22 protein-coding genes are annotated in these 22,424 nt (G+C 64.5%); 6 read left to right on the forward strand and 16 right to left on the reverse strand.

Translation table 11 applies throughout. The annotated features are described in order from the left end of the window. Window positions 1-13 precede the first annotated feature (13 nt). The 4 genes from M3I56_RS11130 to M3I56_RS11145 all read right to left on the reverse strand — a co-directional run bounded on the left by M3I56_RS11130 (window position 14) and on the right by M3I56_RS11145 (window position 4,607). Window positions 14-1,309 carry an MFS transporter gene (locus M3I56_RS11130; protein WP_254353881.1) on the reverse strand — a complete coding sequence of 432 codons (1,296 nt, stop codon included), beginning with the start codon at window positions 1,307-1,309 and terminating at the stop codon, window positions 14-16. 134 nt (window positions 1,310-1,443) lie between these two features. Continuing rightward, window positions 1,444-2,658 (reverse strand): MFS transporter, encoded by a 1,215-nt coding sequence (locus tag M3I56_RS11135; protein ID WP_254353884.1) that lies wholly within the window; start codon window positions 2,656-2,658, stop codon window positions 1,444-1,446. Next, window positions 2,655-3,446, reverse strand: coding sequence for a DeoR/GlpR family DNA-binding transcription regulator (locus M3I56_RS11140; protein ID WP_254353885.1), 792 nt, complete (start codon window positions 3,444-3,446; stop codon window positions 2,655-2,657). Before M3I56_RS11140 ends, M3I56_RS11135 begins: the two co-directional genes overlap by 4 nt. Window positions 3,447-3,572: 126 nt before the next feature. After that, window positions 3,573-4,607: a LacI family DNA-binding transcriptional regulator gene (locus M3I56_RS11145; RefSeq protein WP_254353887.1), complete on the reverse strand. Its 1,035-nt coding sequence runs from the start codon at window positions 4,605-4,607 to the stop codon at window positions 3,573-3,575. 251 nt (window positions 4,608-4,858) lie between these two features. On the opposite strand from M3I56_RS11145, the gene M3I56_RS11150 reads away from it, so the two are divergent. The 4 genes from M3I56_RS11150 to M3I56_RS11165 are packed head-to-tail and all read left to right on the forward strand — an operon-like array spanning window position 4,859 to window position 8,646. Then, the gene (locus tag M3I56_RS11150) at window positions 4,859-5,917 is read left to right on the forward strand and encodes a fatty acid desaturase (protein WP_254353889.1); all 1,059 of its coding nucleotides are present in this window, start codon (window positions 4,859-4,861) and stop codon (window positions 5,915-5,917) included. Between the two features lie 50 nt (window positions 5,918-5,967). Continuing rightward, complete coding sequence (locus tag M3I56_RS11155) at window positions 5,968-6,291, forward strand: Rieske 2Fe-2S domain-containing protein (RefSeq protein WP_254353891.1); 324 nt, start codon at window positions 5,968-5,970, stop codon at window positions 6,289-6,291. 55 nt (window positions 6,292-6,346) lie between these two features. After that, window positions 6,347-7,381, forward strand: a complete 1,035-nt coding sequence (locus M3I56_RS11160; protein ID WP_375541707.1) for a sugar ABC transporter substrate-binding protein — start codon at window positions 6,347-6,349, stop codon at window positions 7,379-7,381. A gap of 17 nt (window positions 7,382-7,398) precedes the next feature. Next, entirely contained in the window at window positions 7,399-8,646 is a 1,248-nt protein-coding gene (locus tag M3I56_RS11165) for an NAD(P)/FAD-dependent oxidoreductase (RefSeq protein WP_254353892.1), read from the forward strand. A 100-nt stretch (window positions 8,647-8,746) separates the two neighbouring features. Here the strand turns inward: M3I56_RS11165 and M3I56_RS11170 are convergent, their stop codons facing one another. From M3I56_RS11170 to M3I56_RS11215, 10 genes are all read right to left on the reverse strand, one after another. Beyond that, entirely contained in the window at window positions 8,747-9,877 is a 1,131-nt protein-coding gene (locus M3I56_RS11170) for a patatin-like phospholipase family protein (RefSeq protein ID WP_254353893.1), read from the reverse strand. Window positions 9,878-10,020: 143 nt separating this feature from the next. Next, window positions 10,021-10,761, reverse strand: a complete 741-nt coding sequence (locus tag M3I56_RS11175) for a GGDEF domain-containing protein (protein ID WP_375541708.1) — start codon at window positions 10,759-10,761, stop codon at window positions 10,021-10,023. A gap of 22 nt (window positions 10,762-10,783) precedes the next feature. After that, window positions 10,784-11,170, reverse strand: coding sequence for a DUF1987 domain-containing protein (locus M3I56_RS11180; RefSeq protein ID WP_254353895.1), 387 nt, complete (start codon window positions 11,168-11,170; stop codon window positions 10,784-10,786). A gap of 18 nt (window positions 11,171-11,188) precedes the next feature. After that, complete coding sequence (locus M3I56_RS11185) at window positions 11,189-11,752, reverse strand: SiaB family protein kinase (protein ID WP_254353897.1); 564 nt, start codon at window positions 11,750-11,752, stop codon at window positions 11,189-11,191. A gap of 14 nt (window positions 11,753-11,766) precedes the next feature. Then, window positions 11,767-12,882, reverse strand: a complete 1,116-nt coding sequence (locus tag M3I56_RS11190; protein WP_375541712.1) for a SpoIIE family protein phosphatase — start codon at window positions 12,880-12,882, stop codon at window positions 11,767-11,769. A gap of 295 nt (window positions 12,883-13,177) precedes the next feature. After that, the gene (locus tag M3I56_RS11195; RefSeq protein WP_028202215.1) at window positions 13,178-13,486 is read right to left on the reverse strand and encodes a non-heme iron oxygenase ferredoxin subunit; all 309 of its coding nucleotides are present in this window, start codon (window positions 13,484-13,486) and stop codon (window positions 13,178-13,180) included. Window positions 13,487-13,529: 43 nt separating this feature from the next. After that, complete coding sequence (locus M3I56_RS11200) at window positions 13,530-14,600, reverse strand: fatty acid desaturase family protein (RefSeq protein WP_254353901.1); 1,071 nt, start codon at window positions 14,598-14,600, stop codon at window positions 13,530-13,532. 131 nt (window positions 14,601-14,731) lie between these two features. Further along, window positions 14,732-15,853, reverse strand: coding sequence for an alanine racemase (gene alr, locus M3I56_RS11205; RefSeq protein WP_254353903.1), 1,122 nt, complete (start codon window positions 15,851-15,853; stop codon window positions 14,732-14,734). 133 nt (window positions 15,854-15,986) lie between these two features. Beyond that, window positions 15,987-16,589, reverse strand: coding sequence for an alpha/beta fold hydrolase (locus M3I56_RS11210; RefSeq protein WP_254353905.1), 603 nt, complete (start codon window positions 16,587-16,589; stop codon window positions 15,987-15,989). Window positions 16,590-16,626: 37 nt separating this feature from the next. Next, window positions 16,627-17,520, reverse strand: coding sequence for a LysR family transcriptional regulator (locus M3I56_RS11215; protein ID WP_254353907.1), 894 nt, complete (start codon window positions 17,518-17,520; stop codon window positions 16,627-16,629). A 102-nt stretch (window positions 17,521-17,622) separates the two neighbouring features. Here M3I56_RS11215 and M3I56_RS11220 point away from each other — a divergent pair, with 102 nt between their 5' ends. Continuing rightward, window positions 17,623-18,048: a VOC family protein gene (locus M3I56_RS11220; RefSeq protein ID WP_254333429.1), complete on the forward strand. Its 426-nt coding sequence runs from the start codon at window positions 17,623-17,625 to the stop codon at window positions 18,046-18,048. Window positions 18,049-18,069: 21 nt separating this feature from the next. On the opposite strand, the gene M3I56_RS11225 is transcribed toward M3I56_RS11220, so the two are convergent. Together M3I56_RS11225 and M3I56_RS11230 are read right to left on the reverse strand one after the other, a co-directional pair. After that, on the reverse strand, window positions 18,070-19,185 hold the full coding sequence (locus M3I56_RS11225; RefSeq protein ID WP_254353909.1) for a linear amide C-N hydrolase: 1,116 nt from the start codon (window positions 19,183-19,185) through the stop codon (window positions 18,070-18,072). Window positions 19,186-19,545: 360 nt separating this feature from the next. Further along, entirely contained in the window at window positions 19,546-19,851 is a 306-nt protein-coding gene (locus M3I56_RS11230; RefSeq protein WP_254353910.1) for a hypothetical protein, read from the reverse strand. A 351-nt stretch (window positions 19,852-20,202) separates the two neighbouring features. Here M3I56_RS11230 and M3I56_RS11235 point away from each other — a divergent pair, with 351 nt between their 5' ends. Then, entirely contained in the window at window positions 20,203-22,407 is a 2,205-nt protein-coding gene (locus M3I56_RS11235; protein ID WP_254353912.1) for a TonB-dependent siderophore receptor, read from the forward strand. Window positions 22,408-22,424 lie beyond the last annotated feature (17 nt).

Below are 22,424 nucleotides of genomic sequence, written 5' to 3' on the forward strand. Positions count from 1 at the left end.
GACTTCGGTCGCCTCACTCCTGCCGGTTCTCAGCCGCGAAGCGCATTGCCTGCATGTTGCGCGGTTCGGCCCGCGCGGCATCGAGACCTTCGATCGTGCGCAGCCGCGCGGGCGCCGAGCACACGATGATCGCGAGCTGAAGGGCGAAACCGCACGCGGCGCCGACGAGACAACTCGTCATGCCAAGGCGCGTGCTCAGGAACGCGCCGAGCAGGGCGCCGAGCGGGCGCGCGCCGAACGTCGCCATCATGATGACCGACGAGACGCGCGCGATCAGATCGCGAGGCGTGACGACCTGGCGCAACGCCGTGGTCGAGATGGTCCAGACGATCGGCCCGAAGCCAAACAGAAAGAACGCCAGAAACACGCTGGCGCGCGAATGCGTGAGGGCGGTGCTCGCCATGAGCAGCGAGGCAAGCGCAACGCTTGCCGGGCCGAGCAGGATTTGCCGCCCGAAGACGAGGCGCTTTGCGATGATCTTGTAGAGAAACGCGCCGCCCACCATCCCGAAGCCATATACGCCGAGCGCAACGCCTACGGCCGATGGCGCGAACGCGAGCCGGTGTATCGCGTACCACGCGAACACGGCGAGCAGCAAATACCACGACGTATTGAAGACGAAGGCCGTCGCCACGATGGGCCGCAGATGCGTGCTGCTCGCGATGAACTGCACGCCGTCGAAGAGTTCGCGTGCAAGCGCGCGACGCGAACGCGGGCGCAGCGCCTCGGCGGGCAGGCGTGCGAGACACCATGCGCTGGCGAGCGACAAGGCGAACGCCGCGAGAAACGCGAACACGCCCGACGCCCAGCCCGCAAAAATACCGCCCACCGAAGGCCCCGCCGTATAGGCGATGCTGCGCGCGATTTCGAGCCGCCGGTTGGCGGCGAGCAGGTCGCCTGTTTTGACCATGGCCGCGACGAGCGAGGGCGCCGTCACGCTGAACACCACGGTGCCGGTCGCAATGGCGAAGCCCAGTGTGCCGAGCGTGTAGAGCGACAGCACGCGCGCATGGAACAACGCGAACAGCACGAAGAGGGCGGCCGCGCGCAGCAGTTCGGTTGCGATCATGAGCGGCTTGCGCCGGCTGCGATCGGCAATGAGGCCGGCGGGCAGCGAGAGCAGCAGGAAGGGCAGGGTATTGACGGCCTGCAGCGAGGCACTTTGCTGTGCCGTAGCGCCCAATGCCACCACAGCGACGATCGGGATGACCGCAATGGCCATCTGCTCGCTGAATTGCGCGGCGAGACTCGCGTGCGAAAGATTGACGACGACGCGCTGTGGCGCGGCGATTCCTGTTGTGATGCCCATTGTCGATGTCCCGAAGATCGATCCGGCGCGGGCCGGATGCGGTGGTTTGAGCTTCGGGATCGAGTCTACGCAGGGCGCCCGGGTGGGGATATCCGGATCTTGTGGTGATATTCGATGCGCCGGGCGACCGCAGGTCAGTCCGCCTCGATACGATCCGCGTCGTGCGCATCGCTGCGCACCGGCGCATGCGTCGCCGATTCACCGCGCGATGCGTCGACATCGCGAACCGCGCGACTCCCCGCAAAGCACACCGCGAGCGTCGCGAGCACCAGCACGCCGAGCGCGAGTTGCAGCCCCACTAGCCCCGCGCCAAAGCCGATGATCGGCGGTCCCACGAGAAAGCCCGCATACCCGGCAGTGGCCGCCATCGACACACCGGTAACGGGCGGATCGGTCGTGCGCCCGGCTGCGCTGAAGATCACCGGGACCACATTGGCAAGCCCAATGCCCACGCAGATGAACCCCACCACCGCCGTAGCGAGCGCCGGCGCAGCGAGCACGGCGGCAAGACCCGCAGCCGAAAGCAGGCCGCCCAGCGCGACCACGCGCACCGCGCCCAGCCGCCGCACGAACGCGTCGCCCACCACACGGCACGCCGCCATGGCGAACGCGAACGAGGTATAGCCGATGCCAGCGCTATCCGCATGAGCGGGCAAGGCGGTTCGCAGGTACACGGCGCTCCAGTCGGCAATGGCGCCCTCGGTCATCATGCAAAGGAACGCGAGCGCGGCGAGCTTCACGACGCCCGCCTGTGGCCACGCGAAGCCGCCGCCCGACGCGGCCTCCGGGCGCGTGCCCACGTCGCGCAGCGAGAACAGCGCCGCACCGACGATCAGCACGGCGATGGGAATGGCCGGCAGCGCGAGACCGCTTAGCACACCGAACCCTGCTTTCTGCAGCACCGTGCCAACGGCCGCGCCCGCCAGACCGCCCGCGCTCCATGCCGCGTGGAACGACGACATGATCGGCGCATGCCACACTTTTTCGATCGCGCTGGCGTGGCCGTTCATGGAAACGTCGAGCGCGCCGTTGAGCGCGCCGAGCAGCAGCAACGCGGCACACAGCAGCGGCGCGTTGGGCGCGAGCGCGGGCATTGGAAACGCGGCGACGAACAGCACGCCGAGCAGGGCGGTCGCGCGGCCGCTGCCGATCTTCGGCGCGAGACGCCCCGCGAGCGGCATGGCGACGATGGCGCCCAGCGCGAAGGCAAAGAGCGCGACGCCGAGCAGGGAGTCGCCAAGGAGCAGCTTGTCCTTCACGCGCGGCACCTCGACGGCCCACGCGCCGATGCCGAAGCCGTTCGCCAGAAAGATCGCCGTGGTGGCGTAGCGTTCGCGCAGGGGCATCATCGCGCCACCGCCACGTCGCCGCATGCGGCTTTCAGCTGCTTCAGATGGAGTTTCGGTACGTCGGTATCGACGACCAGATAGTCGAGCGAAGCGCACGGCGCAATGACGAACGGCGCGGACGTCATGAGCTTTTCCGTGGTGACCGCCGCCGCGATCTGGCCGCTTGCTGCGACCATCGCGCGTTTCATTTCGGCATCCTCCGCATCGAAGGCTGCAATGCCTTCGGACGGATCGAGTGCGCATGCGCCGAGAAAGCAGAGATCGGCCTTGATCTGCTGAATCTGCACGAGCGCGGTCGCTCCGAGCGCGCCCGCGGCCTGCGCGCTCACGCGGCCGCCGATCAGGATGACTTCGATGCCTGGGCGCTCGAGCAGGCGCACACAGGCCTGCGGCGAAGTGGTGACCACCGTGAGGCCGGCGTTCTCGGGCAGTGCGGCCGCGATCTCGACGTTCGTGGAGCCCGCGTCGAGCAGGATCACCTGGTTGGGCTTGACGAGCGCAGCGGCGGCGCGCGCAAGGCGCACCTTGGCCGGCAGTTGCTCGCGCATGCGCACGGAGGCGGGCTTGTTGGCGGGCGAGGTGAGCAGCGCCCCGCCATACACGCGCTTGCAGTGGCCTGCCTCGGCCAGGTCGCGCAAATGGCGCCGGATCGTGTGCTCCGAGGTGTCGAGCTGCGCGGCGAGTTCGGCGGCCAGCACACGGCCCTCGGCGCGCAGTTTTTCGAGGATCAGGCGCTCGCGCTCGTCTGGGAGCAGGCCTTCACTGGCCTCCTGGCGTGTTCGTTGCATGGGTTCGGCTCCCGCTTGCTCGTTGGCTTGCCCGTCGAATCGAGCAAAAACGAGCATAAAGTATCGTAAACGGGTGATGCATGCAACCGGTGGCGCAAGGCTGGTTGCGCAGCCGCTTCAGGCGCTTCAGGGTAGGGAGTAGCGCGAATACGTCTCGATCGGCACGAGCGCCTGCGCAGGCGGCGCGCCGCCTGCCGCCGCGTGGCGCATCTGTTCGACGGCTGTGCGCAGCAGCAGACGCAAGTCTTGAGAGAGCAGATAGTCGATCACGTCCGCCCGCAACAGCGGCTCCGTCACGGCGTTCACCTCATGCGTCACATAGAGCGTGTGGCCCGCAAGCCCGCGCTCGCGCAGCGCCGCTGCGAGTCCTTCGTTGCCGCCCGCCACGTTGTAGATGCCGTCGAGCGCGCCGTGCATTTCCATGCAGCGCCGCGTGGCCTCGTAGGTCGCCGGACCCGAGTCGGCGCCCTTGATCACTTCGACCACGTTCACGCGGGGAAAGCGCTGGCGCAACAGCGAACGAAAGCCGATCTCGCGGTCTTCGTGACAGGTGTACGAGAACGTTGCGACCACAACGGCCACGGAAGGCGAGGGCCGTCCCTCCAGGTGCCGGCCCACGAGGAACGCGGCCGACTGGCCTGCGGCGCGGTTGTTCACGCCCACGTAGGTGTGGCGCGCATCGGCGTCGACGTCGGTGATGAGCGTCACCACGCCCAGGCCCCGCGCCATGCATTCGCGCAGCGCCGAGGTAATCGGCGGTGTGTTCGTGCAGATGATGCCGATGGCGTCGGCAGCGCCTTGCGCCGCATCGCGCACGCGCAGCGCGACGTCTTCGTCGCTGGCGCCCACGCAATTGACGACCTCGACCGTCACGCCCGCCGCAGCGAACTCGGCTTCGAGGCTCGTTGCCGTGCGCGTGAGTTCCGCGCTGAAGGCGTCGCCGGCCTGGAGGAGCAGGCGCACGCGCAGCGCATTGGACGAAGTACGCGATGCGGGGGGCAGCGCCTCGCTGTCGCCCGCGCCCAGTTGTCTGAGCGCCGCTTCCACGGCGCTGCGCGTGCGCGGGTGCACGCCAGGTCGGTCGTTGAGCGCCCGGTCGATGGTCGCGCGGCTCAGCTGCGTGAGTTCCATTAACTGCTTCAGCGTCGGGCGGCTCTTCATCGGGGTTCCGCAGCGAGTGAGGATGATCTCATTTTGCCTCAAAATGAGTCTTTCATCGCACATATTTGGATTTTATCTCCACGTGGAGAACGTTTTCAGACACCATGAGTTTAGGTAAAAACCCTTTAATGATCAAAATGAGTCATTTTAGTCTTTGACGATGGCTCATTTAGAGCCTGTAATTCGACTCATGGATGAGCGAAGTTAAAGCGGCTCATCAGCGTTCAATGTCATGCACGGGAGTTCGATTCATGTCCGCACAGCCAGGCTCGCCGCAGGTCATCACGATGGACGATTGGTACCGTTGTCCGCTCGACCGCAAGGTGCTCAAGGAGGTCACGCGGCGCAACGACCGGGTTGCCCTGACGTATTTCGGCGGCTTCATGGCACTCGTGCTCGCCACCGGCACGCTCGCCTGGCTTTCGTTGGGCACCCTCTGGTGCGTTCCGGCCTTTGTGCTGTACGGCACGATCTACGCGTTCGCCGAGGCGATGGAGCACGAGCTGCGCCACCGCACGCCGTTCAGGAGCGAATGGCTCAACGAGTCCGTGCACTGGGTCATCTGCTTCATGACCTGGCGCGAGCAGATCTATAGCCGCTGGTCGCATGCGCAGCATCACACCTATACGCACCTCACGGCCACGGTGCCCGCCGACGTTGAAATCGCCGTCAAGAGGCCGCCCAATTACTTCAAGCTCGCCACCGACTTCCTGCGTGTCTCCCATGGCATTCATCATCTCGGCAACATCGTGCTGCATAGCCTTGGCATCGTGACGCGGAGCGCGAAGGCCGTCGTACCGGTGGTCGAATATCGGGCGATGCGTCGCAATTCGCGGGTCATGCTCGCGCTCTACGTGGCCGTTGGCGTGTGGGCCTTCGCGGCGCATAGCTGGCTGCCCGTGGTGTTCATGCTGCTGCCCCGCGCATACGGCGCCTGGCTGCACGAACTGCTGGCCATGACCCAGCACACCGGCCTGCGCGAGAACGAACTCGATCACCGCTTTTCCACCCGCACGCTGCGGCTGAACCCCGTGCTGCAGTTTCTCTACTGGAACATGAACTATCACGTCGAACACCATATGTTCCCCAACGTGCCGTTTCATGCGCTGCCCAGATTGCGCAAAGCGATCGAGGCCGACTTGCCGCCCGCTTATGACGGTCTGTTCGACGCGTGGGCCGAGATCGTGCACGTGTTGCGCAGGCAGCGCCGCGACCCGGACTACACGATCACACCGCAGGTGCCCGGCAAGACGGCGGGCGCGATGCGCGAGGCCGCCGGTTCGAACGCCTTTGCCGCCGATACGCAATGACGCCTGGGCCACCCGCTAATTTTCGAAAGATGAAGACGCAGGAGACGACTATGAACATTCTTCAATGGCACGAGGTGTGCGCGAGCGACGAACTCGAAGAAGAGGACGTGATGGAGTTCGAGCACGAAGGCGAGCTTTACGCGATCTACCACACGCCCACGGGCTACTACGCGTCCGCGGGGGTCTGCACACACGAAACGGCGCGTCTCGCGCAAGGTCTCGTGTTCGGCGACATCATCGAATGTCCGATGCATATGGGGCGCTTCCACATTCCATCGGGCGCGGCCAAAGGGGCGCCGGTCTGCGTGAACCTCGCCACGCACCCGGTCAAGGTGGAGGCCGGCACGATCTACCTCGGGCTCGCAACGGATTGATTTGGCATACGAATCGTTGAATCACCACGATAACGACGCAATTTAGGAGACAGCCGTGAATGTTCCTTTCCTGAAGGTATTGCCGCTGGCGGCTACGGCGTTCGCACTCGCGCTGAGTCCTGCGGCGCACGCGGACCCCGTCGCGCATTTCGACTTCATTTCGCACGCGCCCGATTCGGACGCATGGTGGAACACCGTCAAGAACGGCATCAAGCAGGCGGATCAGGACTTCAATGTCCAGACCGATTACCGGAATCCGCCCAATGGCGATATCGCCGACATGGTGCAGCTCGTGAATCAGGCGGCCGCGCGCAATTACGACGGCGTGGTCACGACCATTGCGGATTTCGATCTGCTCAAGGGCGCCGTGGCGCGCCTGAAAGCGAAGAACATTCCCTTCATCACCGCGAATACGGGCACTGAGCAGCAAAGTGCCGAGCTTGGCGCGCTCATGCACGTGGGCCAGCCCGAGTATCTCGCGGGCAAGGAGGCGGGGCTGCGCGCGAAGGCGGACGGCGTGAAGACGTTCCTGTGCGTGAACCACTACGCCACGAATCCGCTCTCGTTCGAACGCTGCCGCGGCTTTGCCGATGCCATCGGCGCGAACATGAAAACCTCGGTGCTCGATGCGGGCACCGACCCCACGGGCATAGAATCGAAGGTGAGTGCGTATCTGCGCAACCACCCGGACACGCAGGCCGTGCTCACGCTCGGTCCGACCTCGGCCGATCCGACGATACGCGCGGTGAAGAGCCTCGGGCTTGCCGGCAAGATCTGGTTTGCGACCTTCGATATCGACTCGGACGTCGCGAAGGGCATCAAGGACGGCACGATCAAGTTCTGCACCGACCAGCAGCCGTATTTGCAGGGGTATATCCCGGTAGCCCTGCTGGCGATCATGCATCAGAACCACAACAACGATGTGCTGCAGGCGCGCACCGCACTCGAGCAGAACCCGAAGTTCCAGCAGCGTCTAAAGGACTATGGGCTCAAGCCCGTGTATGAGGCACGCAATATCAGCTCCGGGCCGGGCTTCATCACGCCGCAGAACATTCAGCAGGTGTCTGCGCTCGCGGGGCAGTATCGTTGAGCGCGCAAGGAGTCAGCATGAGTGCGGGCGATGCCATGGTGGTGATAGGCGGCGGCCAGTGCGGTGCACGCGCCGTGCAGGTTCTGCGCGAAGGCGGCTGGCAAGGCGCGATTTCGCTGATCGCCGGCGAAGCCGCAGCACCGTACGAACGGCCGCCGCTTTCCAAAGCGGTGCTGCTGGGCGAGCGCACGCCGGAACAGGGCGCGATACACCGCGAGGCGTTTTATCGCGAGCAGGGTGTCGATCTGCGCAGCGGTTGCGCTGCGCGCGCGATCGATTGCGCCGCGCATACGGTAACGCTCGCGAACGGCGCGACGCTTGCTTACCGTCGCCTGCTGATCGCGACCGGTGCCGAGCCTCGCCGCATGAGTGTGCCTGGCGCCGGTCTCGCGGGCGTGCACGTGTTGCGCACTGCCGGCGACGCGCTCGCCATCGCGGGAGAACTCGGGCCGGGGCGTCGCATTGCGGTGGTCGGCGCGGGCTTTATCGGGCTCGAAGTCGCGGCCTCGGCGGTGCAGCGCGGCTGCGAAGTCGTCGTGCTCGAAGCCGCGCCGCGCGCGTTGATGCGCGCGGTGCCTGCGGAGGTGGCGCAGTGCCTCGTGGACCTTCATCGCGAGCGCGGCGTGGACGTGCGCTTCGACGTGCACGTGGCACGCTTCGAGGGTGAAGGGCGCGTCAATGCCGTCGTGCTCGGCGACGCAACCGTCGTGCCTTGCGATGCCGTCGTGGTCGGCATTGGCGTCGCGCCGCGTGTCGCGCTCGCACAGGAAGCGGGTCTCGCGATCGACAACGGCATTGCCGTCGATCCCATGCTGCGGACCAGCGACCCGGATATTTACGCCGCGGGCGACGTGTGTTCGTTCGTGCATCCGCTGTACGGACGGCGCATTCGTCTCGAATGCTGGCGCAACGCCGAGGATCAGGCGCGCGTGGCCGCGCTCAACATGCTCGGCCGCGACGAGGCGCACAGCGCCGTGCCGTGGTTCTGGTCCGATCAATACGACATGACGATCCAGATCGCGGGCTTGCCCGCGTTCGGCTCGACCAGGGCCGTGCGTGCAACGGGCACCGCATCGAAGGTGTTCTTCGCGTTCGACGACGCGGGCGTGCTGGTGAGCGCGAGCGGCGTGGGGCAAACGGGCGAAATCGCCCGCGACGTACGCATTGCGCAGGAACTGATTGCGCGCCGTGCGCGCATCGAACCCGAGCGTCTCGCCGACAGCGCGACCCAACTCAAATCGCTGCTCGCCGCTGCCGTGCACTGAACGGCCGGATCGATCTGCTCGGCCGGTGGCTCCACCCGCCGGCTTTTTTCCACTCTGGTTCGAGTGGGGCGATATGGGCTTGATGCCCTATCGCTTTCTTTTATTCTTCGTCCGCGCTGTAGACGCTGAGTCCTTCTATCGGGTCCATCGGGGCGTCCCAGGGTCTCGCTTCGATCGCGCGCATGGCGGCCACGTAGCCCGCGCGCCGGCGCGCGGCAATGCCCGACGGGGTGAAGTCGATGTCCTTCAACTGATCGTCGCCGTCGAGTCGTGGCGCCGCGAGCTTGATAAGCCGCATGGTGGTCTCGCAGCCCCAGGCTGCCAGCTCCCGCACATCGATTGTGTCGCGTTCGGACTCGGGTACGCGCTTCGCCAGTTCGCGGATCACGTGGCGCAAGCGGTGGATCTGCTGTTGGCGCGCGATATGGCTTTCGGTGCGGCTGGCGTACTGAATATCCTTTTGCCGCTCTGCGATCTGCCAGAGGCTTTCCGGCTCCGGGCCCGCTGGATTCCACACCTGCACCGAGAAGATGACCGAACTGTTGCGCGGCTTGTCGTCCAGCACGACCTCCACCGGCGTGTTGGAATAGATGCCGCCGTCCCAGTACGGCTCGCCGTCGATGCGCACCGCCGGGAACGCGGGCGGCAGCGCGCCCGAACTCATGATGTGTTCGACGTTCAGGCGCTGGTCGCGCGAATCGAAATAGCGCATCGCACCCGTGCGTGCGTTCACCGCGCCCACGGTGAGGCGCGGGTGCCCGGCGTTCAGCAATTCGAAGTCGACCAGTGAAACGAGCGTATCGCGCAGCGGTGCAATCCTGTAGTAAGACGCGCGATCGACGCCGAGGTGCGCGAGCGGACCGAACCACGATGCCGGGTTGGGCTGAAAGAACCCCGCAATGCCGCCGCCGATGATCATCAGTTTTGCAAACGTCTTGTCCCAGCCTGGCGCGAAGCCTGGCCACGCGGCCGCCACGTCGAGGCGGGTGTGGTCCGTGACGCGGTGCCAGAATTCGTCCAGACGCTCGAAGCGGTGCTCCGGTGCGTTGCCGGCGATCAACGCAGCGTTGATGGCGCCGATGGAGGTGCCGATCACCCAGTCCACATGGATACCGGCTTCGTGCAACGCCTCATAAACGCCGAGTTGATAGGCGCCCAACGCGCCGCCGCCCTGCAACACGAGTACGACTTGCCCTGGCAACGCCAGGCTTGCCGGCTGCTTCGCTGTCATCGATCGCCTCGCTGTTGTGCTCTACCGACGCGCGCTTTCGTGACCTGCATTCTTCATACGCGTCACCGTTTTCTCCGCACCATTGTAGTGGCGTTCGGAAAAGACGAGCGTTGCGTGGCAACGGCCCAATCAGCCGCCGTCCTTCAGCCTGCTGAGGCGATTTGCCCTTCGAACGTCACGCAGTTGCGGCCGCCGCGTTTGGCGGTGTAAAGCGCGGAATCGGCGAGTCCGTACGCCGTGTCGAAATCGGTGCCGGCCGGATTGTCGCTGACGCCGAAACTGGCGGTAATGAGGCGGCACACCGGCGCGGGGAACGCGTGATTCGCAATGGCCGCGCGCATGCGCTCGGCAAGTTGCAAGGCATCGGCAATCTCGAAGCCCGGCAATACCACCGTGAACTCTTCGCCGCCCACGCGTCCGATGATGCCGGTCTCGCCGAGTATGCGCCGCAGGCAGTTCACGATGCCCGAGATCACGCTGTCGCCGGCCGGGTGCCCGAAGTCGTCGTTGACCTTCTTGAAGTCGTCGATGTCGAGCAGGATCATCACCGCCCGATTCGCGCGCAGCGCCTTCACCGTGCGTTCGATCACGGCGCTGCGATTCAGGACGCCGGTCAGCGCGTCGTGCGTCGCACGATATTGCAGTTGCTGCGTGAGCGCCTGCATTTCGCGCTCGGCGCGATCGCTACGCCCGATCAGGCGGCGGGTTTCGCGCATCAGGCGCTCGTAATGCTGGATCAGCTCGATGAGCGCCTCGCGATGACTGTGCGCGTGCGACTCCGGAGCCTCGGCAATCGCGCGGGCCCGCTCCAGCGCCTCGCTTTCGCTGCGGAACAGGTCGAGGTAATGATCCTTCATGGTGTCCCGCAAGCCAGTCGTTTCCACGCGCATCGTCCTCAAAGCGTCCTCACGTTGCAACCGGGCAATCATTGAACTTGATTGCGGTGAAGTCGGTTTGCAGTTCCTCGCCGAATTCGAGGATCGTTTCGTCTTCTTCGTCGCGATACCAGTTCACCTGCACCTGGTTGCCCGCCGCTGCGGCGCGGTCCAGTGCGTCGAACACGCTGAACAGCATTTTCGTGCTCGAGCTGTTGAAGTAGGTGAGCGTGACCTCGACCGTGATCGCGGCGTTTTCGCAAGCCTTGAGCCAGAGATTGAGCCGCTCGATGATGGGCGCATAAAACGCGGCGGCATTCTCGGGATACGATTCGCCTCGCAGTGACAGCACGTTTTCGTCGAAGCGGAAGTCGATTTCCGGCGACGTTGCCGTGGCGGCGATAAAAAGGTTTTCCATTTTGTGCGCGTGCCCTGGTCAGATGATGGTCTTGAGGCAAAACAGTGTGGTGCCCGTATCGTCTTCGCGTGGATGAAACGCGAATTCGAGCGGCGCACTGGCGTCGCGCGCCATCGTCAGAAAACCCAGTCCCGCGCCTTTGCTGTCGGCAGGCGTGTCCGCGCGCAGGGACATCTTGTAGGCTTGCTTGATTTCTTCGATCGACATGTTGCGCAGCGGCTCCAGCTTCTCGCGCAAGTCGTTCACGGCCGCCGTGGCGATGGGATTCACGCAGACCATGAGGTGGCGCTCGCCTTCGGCGGAAATGCACATCGCGCCTTCGCGTATTGCACCGCCCTGGCCTTGATCTTCTGAGAGCGCGTCGCACGAGTAGTGCACGATATTGTGCGAAAGCTCGATGAACGAGGAGAAGATCCTCCTGCGCGTGGACGAGCTCAATCCCGCCACTTCCAGTTGCAGCTTGACGACCTCGCTCATCGCCGCGACGATGCTGTGCGAGAAATAGCCTTTGTGATAGAAGAGCAAATTGCGCTTCTGTGCGATTTCGAAGAAGCAGCAGTTTTGATCCAGAATTCCAGACATATTGGTGAACTACCTCAAACTCGTGCAAAGAAAAGCGTGACATCGTCGCGGCGCGCCTGTGAGCCCTGCCATTCGGCGAAGGTTTCGAGCAGGCGTGCGCAGATGAATGAAGAAGCGTTCTCGCGCTCGGCGAGAATCCGGTCGAGCGTGCGGAGTTTGCCGAAGGCGATCTTGCGCGGGCCGCCGATCTGATCGGTCAGGCCATCGGTAGAAACGAACAGCAGGCTGCCGTGCGGCACGGCGACGGCGTGCTGGGTCCACGCGTAATCGGCGAGGCTGTCGACATAGCCCACGCCCATGCGGTCGCCGGCAATGCTTTCGAACTGTGGTGCGTCGGCACGCAAGACATGCAGCGCGACCCGTGCACCCGCAAAGTGCAGCACCTGGCTGGCGGCGTCGAACCAGAAGAACGCGGCGTCCAGACCGTCGTTAGACTGCGGGGCGTCGCCTGCGCCGTTGATTTGCCCGAGCAGGCCTTTCACATTGCGATTGACGGCTGCGAGCAGCGCGGAGGGGTTGCGCGGTCCGATCTGTTCGAGCGCCTGCGAAAGCGACGCCGAGGCGAGCAAGGTCATGAACGCGCCGGGCACGCCGTGCCCCGTGCAATCGGCCACTGCGCCAAACCAGCCGTCGGCGAACGCCGCGAAATGGTAGAAGTCGCCGCCCACCACGTCGCGCGGCTCCCATACGAGAGCGGCATCGGGCAGCATGGTCGCGAGCGTTTCGCGCGAGGCGCGCAGCATGGCTTGCTGGATCACGCTCGCATACTCGATGCTCTGCATGATCTGACGATTCTTTTCCGCCTGCATTTCCGCCACGACGGAAAGCAACCTCAAGCCGTTGCCCACGCCAGCGAAACGGCCCTCGCGCGTCACGATGAAACCGTCGACCAGCGCCTTTTCGCCGACTTCAACGGTTTTGAATGTGAGCGCCTCGATGCTCATGGCCGCGTCGACGATCAATGGCTCCTTGTCCATGAACGCGATGCAGCTCTTCTTGTCGTATAGCTCGCGATGAAACGGCTTGCTCATTTGCGACAGAAAAATATCGCGGTTGATGAGCCCGACGGGGCGATCGTTTTCGATCACCGCGAGACTGGCCATGTCGCGCCTCGAATAGAAAATCTCCATGACGAGAGAGTTCGAATCCGAGGCGTCGATGGCCGGCACTTCCAGAGCCAGTTCTCCGGCGCTGCGCGGGCCTGCGGGAAGACCCGGACGACGAAACTGCGCGAGCGCGGGATGCATGACTATCCATTCCGATTAATATGGAGATTCAGCACGCTAATGGCTATTTGTGTCATTCTCGTTACATGGACGAGAGTAAGCGCTCAAGTTCGCTTGTTTAATACACCGTAATGATCGGCGAACGCCGCGCTAACGTTTGCGCGTTTTCTTCGCTTCCCTCGCGCAGGGTTTCGGTGCATCACACTTCAATATAGATCCGTCCACCTTCGACCTTGGCAGCATACGTTGCGAGCTTCTCACATACTGGTGCACAAAGCGGCTTGCCGTCACGCACGTCGAAGCGGCCATTGTGCTTCGGACATTCGATCACATGGCCCATGACGAGCCCGTCGCTCAGGTGAACGTGTTCGTGCGTGCAAAGCCCGTCGCTCGCGTAGACCTTGTCTTCCACGCGATAGATCGCAAAGGTGCGTGCGCCGTGGTCGAAGCGCATGACGTCTTCGTCTTCGATATCGTCGAGTGCGGCTGCGTCGATCCATTGGGTCATGGGGTGTCTCCAGATTGGTATTGAAAGTTGTGTGCGCAACGGGTCAGGCTTCGGCGTGGCCCGGAACCGGGCGCGCCACGTGATAGGAGGGATCGCGTGTTTGCCGCACGAGCGCGGGAATGATTTCCGCGTAGGCGGCAAGGCTGCTGCGATAGGGCGGCGGCATATCCGGTTTCACGACTTCGTGCAGGCGCGGCAGCGCGTGAAACGGAACCATCGGAAACATGTGATGCTCGACGTGATAATTCATGTTCCAGTAGAGAAAGCGGAACACGGGATTCATCATCACCGTGCGGCAGTTGCGCCGGTGGTCGAGCACGTTCTCGGGCATGCCCGCGTGCTGCGTGAGGCCGAAGTAGAGATAAAGCCACGCGCCGTAGAGGCTCGGCAGGCCGATATACAGCAGCGGCAGGAGGGTGCGAAAGCCGATGCACGCGCCAATCACCATCGCGTACACGAGCAGGCTCAGGCGCGCTTCGCGAATGGCCTTGGGCCATTCGGAGGCGGGCACGAAGCTTCGTTCTTCCGCGCCGAGGCGGCCGCACGCCGCGGAGATCATGCGCGGCAGCTCGCGCGAGGCGTGCTTGAGCGCGAAGAGGTTGAGGGCGAGCGAGAGCCAGTCGGTGGGGCGCGGCGCGGCGATCTCGGGATCGCGGCCCACCACCAGCGTGTCGGTGTGATGGCGCGCGTGGCTCCAGCGCCAGATCGTCGCGCAGCGGAACACCTGGAATGACGCGATCTGATAGAGCACGTCGTTCATCCAGCGCGTCTTGAATGCGGTGCCGTGACCCGCTTCGTGCCAGCGCGAATCGGCGGGGCTGCAATAGAGCGTGCCGTAGAGCAGGAACGCGGGCACCGCCCACCACGAATGCGCGTGCCAGAGGAAGCCGGCGAGCACGCCGCTCGCGACGATGGCCGCATACCAGATCGCGGTGTCGCGTATGGCGCGCGCGTCGCTGCGCTGCATCAGCTGCTTCATCACGGGGCGCGGCACGGCGCACCGGTACCAGTCCGCATTGACGAGGCCCGCTGCGCGCGCGCGTTCGCCTGCACCGGCGATGAGCCGGTAGTCCGCATGATGCGGCGCGTAGGCGTGAGTCTCCTGGTCGGCCACGAGTGTCTCCTTGAAGTGTTGGCAGCGCGCGGTGTGCAATGCGCCGCGCGTGTCAACACAAAAATAGGTGACGCAAGGCCGGGGCTCAACCGGAAGTTTGACGAAATTTCGTCAGCGAGCTTTCGGCGCAGTCAGGCTGCCGCGCACTCGCCGTGCGCTTGCGCGGCGCGGGACGTATCCGTGCCATCGGCCACGACCACCGGCACGCGCAGCGCGAGTGCGCACATCAGCTCATAGCCAATGGTGCCTGACGCTTCGGCCACGTTGTCCACGCGCACCTGCTCGCCCCACAGTTCGACGCTCGAACCGATGCCGGCCTGCGGGCACGGCGTGAGATCGACGGTGAGCATGTCCATCGAGACGCGCCCGACCACGCGCGTGCGCACGCCATCCACGGCAATCGGCGTGCCGGTGGGCGCGTGGCGCGGATAGCCGTCCGCATAGCCGCACGCCACCACGCCGACGCGCATGGGCCGGTCGACCGCGAAGGTGCGGCCGTAGCCGATGGTTTCCTGCGGTGCGAGCGTTTGCACGCCGATGATGCGGCTCGTGAGCGTCATGGCCGCGCGCAGCCCGAAGCCTTCCACGTGCCGCGCCACGCCCGTGGGCGACGCGCCATAGAGAATCGTGCCGGGCCGCACCCAGTCGCGATGCGCGCGAGGGTGCCAGAGCACGCCCGCCGAATTCGACACCGACTGCTCGCCGGGAATGTCCTGCAGTGCCGCGTCGAAGGTGTCGAGCTGCCAGTCGATGTGGCCGTCATCGGCGTTCGCGAAGTGCGTCATAAGGCCGATCGCGCCGATCGACGCAATGCCGCGTGCGCGCTCCCACGCGGCGCGATAAGCATGGGGGCGGAATCCCAGGCGGTTCATGCCCGAGTTCATCTTCAGCTGGATATCGATGGGATGTTGCGGCTTCGCTGCCGCGAGCAGATCGAGTTGCTCGTCGCAGTGCACGGCCACGGTGAGCCGGTGCGCTGCGGCCAGCTCGACGTCGGCGGGTTCGAACACGCCTTCGAGCAGCAGCAGCGGTTTGGTCCAGCCCAGTTCGCGCACGCGCACGGCTTCATCGAGGTCGAGCAGGGCGATGCCGTCGGCGCCCGCGAGCGCCGGATAGATGCGCTCGATGCCGTGACCGTACGCGTTGGCCTTGATCACGGCGAAGGCGCGCGAGCCGGCCGCGATCTGCTTCACGAGCTGCAGGTTGTGACGGATGGCGTCGGGTTGGATGCGGGCGACGATGGGGCGCGGCATAGGCGTTCCTCGGGGTTGAATGGCGACGGGCTAGTAGTTTGTGCAATCGTATTGATTTCCGACCAGTTATTTTTAACGTATTTTTTGGATGAATTAGTTGAAACGACTGCCGCCCGTCCCGCAGGGCAACGGATCAGTGCGCCATCAAATGCGCATCCACGAGCGGCGCCAGCGCTTCTGCGTGGACGCTCGCGAGATCGTGCTCGCCGCCGCGCACCACGTGCAGCGTGGAATTGGCGAGCAGGGCGTTGAGCCGCTCGCCGACCGCGACGGGGCTCAACGGATCGTTGTCGCCCCAAAGCAGCAGGGCCGGCTGGTTGATGCGGGCGATGGGGTTCGAAAGATCCGTATGGAACGAGACGAACCACTCGGGGAACGCGCTCGTGTCGCCCGCGCGCCAGTTCTGCGCGCCGAGCGCCGCGGTGTCGATGCCGCCCGACGTGACCGAGAGCACCAGATGCGTGACGAACTGCGGCTTCTCGAGCGCCGCGCGCACGGCGATGACGCCGCCCATCGACTGGGCGATCAGCGCCGTGGGCCGATCGAGCATGGCCAGCACGCGCTGCACGACGTCGTCGATGCTGGCGACTGCCGGGTCCGCCGGTTCGCCGCCAAAACCCGGATAGCCCACGAAGCGACGCGCCGCCGGCGTGGCGAGGCGATCGGACAGCGGTTGCCAGAAGGCCTTGTTGCCCGAAGCGCCGGGCAGGAAAAGCAATTGTTCGGGAGTGCTCACGTGTGCTTCTCCGGTGGGCCTGCAAGGCATGATGGGTTCATTGCGCCTCGCCCGCCGGCTGTTGCTCACGGGCGCGCGATTCGAGCAGCTGGATCAGCAGGCGCGCGGGCTCGCTCAGTGTGCCCGGCGCGCGATGCACGAGGCCGACGTCGCGGTGAAACGTGTGCTGCCCGAGATCGATCGCGCGCACTTTGGCGGGCCAGCGCAGCCACGCCGACGTTTGCGGCACGAGCGCGACGCCCACGCCGTTCGCAACGAGCCCGACGATGGCCTCCAGTTCGTCGAGTTCGCTCAGGTCCTGCACGGTGTAGTGCATGCGGCGCAGGAAGCGGTCTACCTGGCGTCCGCCGAACGATGCCCGATCGTAGCGGATGAAGGGTTGCGTCGCCAGCAGTTCGGCCCAGTCGTGGCCTTTCACGTGACGCGGCACGATGAGCCGGAACGGCTCGCGCGCGAGCGTGGTCCAGCGCAAATCGCTTTGCAGTGCGAAGGGTGGCCGGATGATGGCCGCCATGTCGATTTCGCCCGCATCGACGAGATTGTGAAGCTCCATCGAAACGCCCGGGATCACGCGCGTGCGGCAGCCGGCACAACGGCGGTGGAATTCGGCGAGCGCCTCGGGCACCAGTGCGCGCTGCACGGAAGCGATCGCGCCGAGCGTGACGCGCCCGGTCGCCGCGGGCCCGGCCGCGCTCGAACTCAGGTTTTCATAGAGCCGGATGACTTCGTGCGCCTGGGCGAGGATCTGCTGGCCCATCGCGTTCAGGCGCGCAGCGCGCCCCTCGCGGTCGAACAACGCGAAACCCAGCTCTGCCTCGAGTCGCTGCATTTGCGCGCTCACGGCAGCTTGAGTCAGGCCGATCTTCTGTCCCGCCGCGGCGAACGTGCCTTCTCTCGCCACCGCAACGAGAGTTCTGAGTTCGCGTATCATTCATCAAGAATATTTGTGTATCAGAAAATTATATATTGATTTTGTTTTTGATTCGGCCTGTCTACCATGGCGGGATCGCTCTCGAAGACAGTGGAGACACGTATGTCGCTTTCCCCCTTTCACCTCGCCATTCCCGTTTATGATCTCGCCGCCGCGCGCGACTTCTACGGCCGCGTGTTCGGCCTCGCGGAAGGGCGCTCCAGCGCGCAGTGGGTCGACTTCGACTTTTTCGGCCATCAGCTCGTGATTCACGAGCACCCGAAAACGGCCTCGCAGGACCATGCGCACACGAACCCCGTGGACGGCCACGACGTGCCGGTGCCGCATTTCGGCGTCGTGCTGAGCTGGGGCGACTGGGAGGCGCTGGCCGAGCGCCTCAAGACCTTTGGCGTGAAGTTCGTGATCGAACCTTACGTGCGCTTCAAGGGGCAGGTGGGCGAGCAAGCCACGATGTTCTTCCTCGACCCGTGCGGCAACGCGCTCGAATTCAAGGCATTCAAGGACATCGGCCAGCTGTTCGCCAAATAAACGTGAACCGCCGCGCGGCGATCAAGACGCCGGCGCGGGCATGAATTTGAACGAAGGCGTCGCCACGAAATTGCCCGACGCCTCGCCTGAATACACCTGGCCCGAATCGATCGCGAGCTTCATCACGGGCGCGCCGGGCTTGAGGTCGAGCTTGCTCAGCGAGATCCAGAACGTGTCGGGGCGCGTGGCGGAATCGAAGTAATAGACGCGGTTCGTCTGATCCGCGACCGTGCGCCAGATCGTCGACGAAAGATTAGGCATGTTGGGCGTGGTAATGCCGAGCGGCACGCTCACCGAGCGCATGAGGCTCATCACGCTCGCCACGGCCTGATAGTTAGGGTTCTGCTGCGGCACGCCCGCCATATAGGCAGGGTCGGGCTTCCTGGGAATGGCGTCGAGCAGAAACGAGGTGCGCACGAAACGGTCGGCCGCGCGGTTCGTGCCAGGCAGAAAGGCGAGACCGCCCACGCCTTTCCAGTACGTGTCGAGCGCGAGCTGTTCGGGGTAGATCGGTGAGTTGGTCATCACCTTGTACGCCTTGTCGTGCATGATCACGAGCTTGCCGTCGATATATTCGAGGATGGCCGAGTCGCCCTGCGAATCGGAAAGCGCGAGGTGGATCGAGATTGGTTTGCCGTCGGGCAGGGGCGGCGCAATGATCTGGAACGGCTCGTGGCCAAGCGCAGCGACGGCTTCGCCAACGGTGGCGAAATTGTCGAGCGCGTATTGCGCCCACAGGCTGATGGCGAGCGGCAGCCGCCCCGAGTTGGGCTTGCCGTAATCGGTTTCGGCCAGATAGAGCGCGCCGGCCACGAGGCCGCGCTCGTTCATGCCGTCCACACTGCCGATGTCGTAGCCCGAGACCACCACGCTGCCGTATTTCGAGCGCCAGTGCGGCGAGCGCGGGCCTGCGTTGCCGTCGCGCTCGATCCCGGCCGGAAAGACCCAGAGGTTCGAGCGCATGTCCTCGGACCAGTCCATCGAACGCCCCGTGATGACGAGACCGCTGTCGCTCACGTAGAGCGCGCGCGTGCAGGCAAGCGCGGGGTCGATGACGAGCGGCGCAACCAGCAAGGCGAGCGACGCGGCAAGCACACAGGCTTTCAGGCGCAGAGGCGAACGAACCAGACGGGACATGATGGCGTTCCAGTTGCAGGACGCGCCGATCATGTCATGGAACGCCTTTTGGGCCGTTCGAACGTGGCACGAGGTGCAAGCATGCCCCCGTGCGCATTATGCGGCGCGGATATTCAGGTGCGGTTGTCGCTGGCCGGCTGGCGGTTTGTCGGCGGCTCAGTGGTGCAGATAAAGCGCGGCGCGTGTTCGCCGCGATGCCGCCGGCGAAGGACCTGGCGGCTCGCAAGACGAGCATAGGAGCGGATTCTTAACCGTAGATTAATGCTGGCGCCTGCGTGGCAAACAGCGGATTCCGGCGGCTCACACAAATAATCAGTAAAGCTGATTATCTGGCAGGTTCAGTGCAGCAGAATGCAGGCGCTAAGGCTGCTGCCAGTGGAAACGATCGCCGCGCAGGGGCGTGCCGTTATCGTCGAGGTTTTTATCGCCGCCCGGGAGCGTTTCGAAATACGACTTGTCGTCTTTCTGGGTCCCCGTATGCAACGCCGCGCGCGAAATGCCCGGCGGGATGGACGAGGGCGAGGCGGGCGGCCAATGCAGCGTGGCAGGCGCCGCGCTCTGGGGAGAGGGCAGATCCGTGTTTTCGTTCGCCGCGGCGAGGCCCATGGCCCATGCGGCCGGGACCGAAGCCAGAACGATCAGCACGGGGAACGTAGCGTGTTTCATACGCGGTCACCACGTGAATGCACTAACTGGGCCTGTATTTTATGTCGCGGCTTAGCGTATTTCCAGGCGCCGGCATCGCGCAAAGCAGCAAGCCGGGCGCGAGCGCGCTACCTTTCGCGTGGCTGTCCAATCCAGACGATTTCCGGTGATTCTTGCGCCAGATAGACATTATCCGGTCGCCTTGAGTCCGTTTTGAGCAGTATTTCGCGAGAATCCATCCAATCCGACGAATGAGCCGCGGGTTCTAGGAAAAGTCGTAAGGGTTTGTTAATATCGCCCGCCAGTGATAATGAGAATGCTTCTCATTGCTGTATCCGGCAAGCACTGGCGAGACGACCCTTCCAAAACGACATGAACAACCGAGAACACGCGCGGCACGCGCGACGCACGCTGCCGCGGCCGTTGCATATTGCGGCCTGGCTTACTTTCGCAGCGGCTCAGGCCGCTGTTGCCCAAACGTCGACGCAGGACAGCGCCGCGACGAGCGCAAAGGCGCCGCCTCAGGCCGCCGCCACCGGCACAGCCGGTACAGACCAGGCGCTGCCCGCCGTGAAGGTGAGCGCGAGCCAGGTCGCCGATTCGCCGCTGAACCTGAACACGCCGGTGAACAGCGGCGCGCTCGGCACGCGCTCGCAACTCGACACGCCGTTCTCGACCACCGTCGTGACGGGCGAGAATCTGGCCGAGCGCCAGGTCTACAAGCTCGGCGATGTGTTCGCCGGCGACGCCTCGGTCACCAACAACAGCAACGCCTATAACGCGTGGGCCACCTACATCACCATTCGCGGTCTCCCCATGGACTGGCAAAACGGCTTTCGCATCGACGGCAATCCGTTCATTTCGTACGGCATCACCATGCCCTACGAGCAACTGGAGCGCGTGGAGCTGCTCAAGGGCCTGGGCGGCTTCATGTACGGCTTCGCGCAGCCGGGCGGCCTCGTCAACTACGTGACGAAGCGGCCGGAGAAGGACCCTGTCACGAGCCTCGACGTGGGCTATCGCATGGACGGCGTGCTGAGCACGCACGTCGACCTGAGCCGCCGCTTCGGCCCGGACGACATGTTCGGCGCGCGCCTGAACTACACGAAGGAAGCGGGCAAGACCTATAACGCCGGCGATATCAACCGCAACTCGGTTTCGCTCGCGCTCGACGGGCAGCTTACGCGCGACCTGCAGGTGTGGTTCAACGCGCTCTACCAGACGATCCGTTCCAGCGGCCAGACGCCCGCGATCTACACGGGCAGCTACACGGCGTCGAGCCTGCCGGCGGTGATCAGCGGCGGCAGCAACCTGCTCGGCGGCACTGATCAGCATATCAACACGAACCTGCAGCTTTACACGGCGGGCGTGCGTTACCAGATCACGCCCGACTGGTCGTTCACCACCTCGGGCAGTTACAGCAAGTCGGCGCGCGACCGCAACGAGAGCACGCTCACGCTGCTCAACCAGGAAGGCGACTACACCGACGCGCGCTGGAACGGCGACGAAGGCCATCAGGACGTCTACTGGCAGGGCATGTTCGAGGGCAAGGTGAAGACCGGGCCGTTCACGCATCAACTCGTGATTGGCGGCGCATACCAGCATCAGACCAACAACTACGCGTTGAACTCGATCTATACGGTGCTCGGCAACGGCAACCTGTATCAGCCCAACCCGTGGCGCTTCTATTCGGGCGGCGGGCTCGAAACGTACCGCACGAGCGACATCACGCAGGCTTCGGCTTTCGTGAGCGACACGATGCAGATCACGAGCCGCTGGTCGGTGCTCGCGGGCCTGCGTTACACGAACTATAGTCAGAACAACTACGCAACCACGGGCGAGAAGACGTCCCAGTACAGCCAGAACGGCGTGCTCACGCCGACCTTCGCGCTCATGTACAAGCTCGAGCCGAATACGACGCTGTATGCGAGCTACGTCGAGGCGCTGGAGCAGGGCGCGATCGTGGACAGCATCTATGCGAACGGCGGCGCGATGCTGCGCCCGCTGCGCTCGCGCCAGTATGAAATCGGCATCAAGAGCGAGCACGAGCGCTGGAGCGCAACGGCGGCGCTGTTCCGCATCGAGCGTGGCGCGGCTTACGCGAACAGCGACAACGTTTACGTGCAGGACGGCAATGCGATCTACGAAGGCGTCGAGGCGGCCGGCAGCGTACGGCTTGGCCGCAGCTGGCAGGTGGCCGGCAGCGTCACGCTGCTCGATACGTGGTACGCGAAGGGCCAGTCGTTCAACGGCAATCGCGTAGCCGGCGCGCCGACGTTCGTCGCCGCGGGCCGCGTCACTTATGACGTGCCTTACGTGCAAGGCCTGCAACTGGCCGCGGATGCGAAGTTCACGGGCAGCACCCAGGTGCGTCCGGCAAACAATCTGGAAACGGGCGGCTACATGCTCGTGAACGTGGGCGCGAACTACTTCACGCGCATTGGCGGCCACGACGTGACGCTGCGGGCGGCGATCGACAACATCACGAATCGCCGTTACTGGATGTACCAGTACTCCGATTACATTGCGCCAGGCGATCCGCGCACGGTCAGCCTCAACGCGAAGATCGACTTCTAAATCATCGATCTGCAACA

The sequence above is a fragment of the Paraburkholderia sp. CNPSo 3281 genome, assembly GCF_024206515.1.
GTDB lineage: Bacteria > Pseudomonadota > Gammaproteobacteria > Burkholderiales > Burkholderiaceae > Paraburkholderia > Paraburkholderia nodosa.